This is a genomic window from Acidibrevibacterium sp., from assembly GCF_049965395.1.
Classification (GTDB): domain Bacteria; phylum Pseudomonadota; class Alphaproteobacteria; order Acetobacterales; family Acetobacteraceae; genus Acidibrevibacterium; species Acidibrevibacterium fodinaquatile.
This window is the reverse complement of the sequence record NZ_JBMFWJ010000091.1, coordinates 1-3,908: the sequence shown is the minus strand read 5'-3', so window position 1 is coordinate 3,908 and position 3,908 is coordinate 1. Positions and strand designations below refer to the sequence as shown.

Here is a 3,908-nt window from a genome sequence, read left to right as displayed (position 1 = left end):
GGCAAACTGCTACCTATTTGTGTGCCGGATTAGTAAGACCAGGTGGAAAAACAGCCCCATCACTGTGTCAGAATCTTGGGTTCTTCCATGGAACCCGCATCGAGCGCCCATTTTTTGAGCAAGGCGGTTTCCACACCCGCTTTCTGCACCTCGACCAGCGCCGCCAAGATCGCATCACGGAATTCCCGTTTGGTTTTCGGCACCGCGATTCCGATCGAATACGGGAGAGTGACGGCAACCGCCTTGCTGAGCTTATCGGGATAGGCTTTGACCGCCTGATCAACGGTGTTCACGTCGTTGATGTAGGTATCGGCACGTCCGGCCAGGATTGCTTGAATACAATCGGCGTTATTGTCATAGAGCTGAAGGCTCGGTGCTGGCTTGCCGGCGGATTTGCAGATCGGCTCAAGGTTTTGCACCAGCGGCACTTCGACGAAACCGGTGTTTTCGGCGGCGGTATCGCCACAGAGCGATTGGTTGATGCCGGTGATATGCTTGGGATTGTCCTTGACCACCAGAACACCATCAAACACTTTGGAATAGGTGATGAAATCGGCCGCTTTGGCGCGTTCGCTGGTGGCGTAGATGTCGGAAATCACGATATCGGCCTGGCCGCTCTGCAATGTCGTCAAAAGCGCTGCGAACGTCACCGGCTTATAGGTCAGCTTGAAGCCGAGGCATTCGCCGAGCGCTTCGGCGAGATCTATATCGAAGCCGATATAATGGCTCGGATCGTTAGGATCGAGCGCCTCATAACCCGGCGTATGCGGGTTCAGCGCATCGACCAGGGTCTTGCCCTTGAACATCGGGTATTTCGCCTGCAACGCATGGCAGGCGGCATTGTCTCCAAGCCCTGCGGCCCGCGCGCGCGGCGCCGCGAGCGCGACAAGCAGGCAGAGGGCACCAATGAGTGTCGGCTTCGCGAACGGGATAGTGCGCTTTAGCTGGGCAATGAGGAATGTCATGGCATCTCCTGCCGGCATGGGTGAAGCTCTTAGAGGTCTCATCCAAAAAGCAAAAAGCATGCCATTCCTGGAGATGATGTGTGTCGTCCGCGCGCCACCGCCCGAGGCTTCATCGTTGGCCTCAATTTTGCTTAGTTTGCTTCAGTGAGTAGTTCAACAGGGCTTTCTTTGCATCGCGTCTGCCACACAATGGGAACCGACAAACACCATGCCCCTCCCGAAATCCTTGCGCCATAGCACACATGACATCTCGCGCGCTCTTGCCGTCGCCGCCTTCCTGTTTGCGCCGCATTTCGCCGGCGCGGCCGAACCGGCGCCGATTCCGGTCGGTCTCGTCGCGGCACTTTCGGGTCAGTCGGCGGCCTCGGGTGAAGCGATAACGCGCGGGCTCGCGGTCGCGATCGACGAGATCAATCAGGCAGGCGGCGTCCTCGGGCGCCCCGTGGTGCTGGTGCGGCGCGACGATGAATCGAATCCAGGCAAGGGAATCGCGGCCGCCCGCGAATTGATCTCCCGCGAGCATGTGGCTGCCTTTTTCGGTGGCATCGATACCCCGGTCTCGATCGCCCTCGTGCCGATCGCGAACAAGGAGAAGGTGCCGTTCCTCGGCGTTTGGGCGGCGGGCACCGGCATCACGCATAACGGCGCCAACCCGAATTACGTCTTTCGTGTCTCCGCCGTCGACGCCCTGGTCGATCAGAAGCTGCTCCGCTACGCCGTCACCGCTGCCCACGCGCAACATCCCGGGCTCATGCTGATCGACAACCCTTGGGGAGAGTCGAACCATGCCGGGCTCGAGGCCGCCGCCAAATCGGCTAACGTGTCGCTCGCCGGCGCCGAGAGTTTCGAGTCCGGCGATACCGACATGATTGCGCAGCTGACACGTCTCAAAGCAGCGGGCGCAGACGCCATCATCCTGGTCGGCAACGCGGCGCCGGCAGCCGAGGTAATCCGTTCGCTCGACCGCATGGGCTGGAACGTTCCGGTGATTTCGCATTGGGGGATTTCCGGCGGCCGGTTCCCCGAACTCGCCGGGCCGTCGGCGACCAAGGTTGCTTTCGTCCAGACCTACAGTTTTTTCAAAGCGAGCCCGAGGGGTGAGATGGTGCTGGCCGAGCTCGAGAAGAAATATCCCGCGATCAAGGGGCCGGCGGATGTCATCGCCCCGGTCGGTACCGCTGATGCCTATGACGCGATGCATCTTCTCGCGCTCGCCATCGCCAAGGCGGGATCGACCGAGGGGCCGGCGATCCAGGCCGCGCTCGAAGCCCTCCCCCCCTATGACGGGCTGATTAAGCGCTACGCGCCCGCCTTCACTGCCGGCGATCACGATGCTCTCGACGCCGATGATTACATCATGGTGCATTTCGCCGAGAACAAGATCGTGCCCGTGGATTAAGCGGGATGCTCGCTACTTGGCTCGTCAGCGGGCTTGCGATCGGCGCCATGTATGGGCTACTCGCGCTCGGCTATCATGTCACCTGGGTGGTGTCGCGGAGCGTGAATTTCGCGCAAGGCAGCGTGATGATGCTGGGCGCGGTGATCACCTTCGCGATGGCGGTGACCGCCGGCTGGCCGATGCCATTTGCGATGGCCGTGGCGCTGGTTGGTTGCGCCGGGTTCGGAGTGGTGTTGGAGCGTGTCGCAGTACGGCCATTTCGTGCCCGCGGCTCGGAATCCTGGCTAATGGCGACGGTCGCGGCCGGGATGCTGGTCGAAAACTCGGCTATGTTTCTGTTCGGCAAAGAGCCTCGCGGCATGCCATCGGCGCTGGCGCGGTATCCGTTGATGCTGTTCGGGGTCGGCGTGTTACCGCTTCATATCGTGATCCTCATAGTTGGGCTCGGCCTCGCCGGTATGTTCTTGTGGGCAACGCGGGCGACCCGTTATGGCAAGGCTCTGCTCGCCGTGATGCAAAACCCGCGCGCTGCTCAATTGATGGGCATCGATGCGGCGAAGGTTACGGTTTTTGCCTATGCCCTGTCCTCCACCTTGGCCGGGCTCGCCGGCATTCTTACAGCCCCGCTCACCCAGATCTCGGCAGACATGGGCTTCGTTTTCGGTATCAAGGGATTTGCTGCCGCCATTCTCGGTGGCCTGGACAATCCTTGGGGCGTCGTGCTCGCTGGACTATTGCTCGGCCTCGCCGAAGCGTCTGTCACCTTGTTCGCCGGCTCCGGGGCAACGGTGATGGCGAGTTTCGGCCTCGTCATTCTGGCGCTCTATTTCCGCCCGCACGGTCTTTTCGGCCGGGCGGAGACGCGCAAGGTCTGACATGCGCGGCTGGCGAGGATTATCTGTCGTGGCAGGGCTCGGGCTGGCCGCCGTGCTCGCGCTTTCGGCGGTATGGTTCGATGATTATCAAGCGCTGATACTCGGTGAGGTCGGCATCGTCGTGATCATCGGCGTCGGCCTCAACGTCCTGATCGGTCTTGCGGGACAGATCTCGATCGGCCAGGTGGCGTTTCAGGCGATCGGCGCCTACGCCGTCGCCCTCGTCACCGCCAGGGCGCCTTCGCTGTTCTGGCCAGCTCTCGCACTCGGCGTTGCGCTCGCGGCGTTGTGCGGCTTTCTGCTTGCCTTGCCGGCGATGCGGCTCAAAGGGCCCTATCTCGCCATGATCACTATCGCTTTCGCATTCGTCGTCGAGCACGGCATCATCGTCGGCAAAGCCCTGACCGGCGGTGCCAATGGTATCGCCCTCGGTGCAGGCGTGCCACTCCCCTGGGGGGACGCGCAGGCACAGGCGCAGGCGGCGCTGATCGTGCTGGTCGCGGCCGCTAGCGTTCTTGCCTATGCCGTGCTCGCCCGGAGCCGGCTTGGTCTCGCGCTTGCCGCGGTTAGAGACAGCGAAACCGCAGCAAACGCGATCGGGCTCAATCCGGTCGCGCTGAAATGCGTCGCGTTCGCCATTGCCGCGGGGCTCGCCGGGCTTGCCGGCGG

The 3,908-nt window shown here is 62.1% G+C and carries 4 protein-coding genes; 3 read left to right on the top strand and 1 reads right to left on the bottom strand.

Translation table 11 applies throughout. From position 1 onward, the window contains the following. Window positions 1–59 precede the first annotated feature (59 nt). Window positions 60–965 carry an ABC transporter substrate-binding protein gene (locus ACP5M5_RS14435; RefSeq protein ID WP_427938512.1) on the bottom strand — a complete coding sequence of 302 codons (906 nt, stop codon included), beginning with the start codon at window positions 963–965 and terminating at the stop codon, window positions 60–62. 208 nt (window positions 966–1,173) lie between these two features. On the opposite strand from ACP5M5_RS14435, the gene ACP5M5_RS14430 reads away from it, so the two are divergent. From ACP5M5_RS14430 to ACP5M5_RS14420, 3 genes are all read left to right on the top strand, one after another. Beyond that, entirely contained in the window at window positions 1,174–2,364 is a 1,191-nt protein-coding gene (locus ACP5M5_RS14430; protein ID WP_427938511.1) for an ABC transporter substrate-binding protein, read from the top strand. A 5-nt stretch (window positions 2,365–2,369) separates the two neighbouring features. After that, window positions 2,370–3,239: a branched-chain amino acid ABC transporter permease gene (locus ACP5M5_RS14425; protein WP_427938509.1), complete on the top strand. Its 870-nt coding sequence runs from the start codon at window positions 2,370–2,372 to the stop codon at window positions 3,237–3,239. A gap of 28 nt (window positions 3,240–3,267) precedes the next feature. After that, window positions 3,268–3,908, top strand: a 641-nt coding sequence (locus ACP5M5_RS14420) for a branched-chain amino acid ABC transporter permease (RefSeq protein ID WP_427938506.1), incomplete at its 3' end; no start/stop codon positions are given.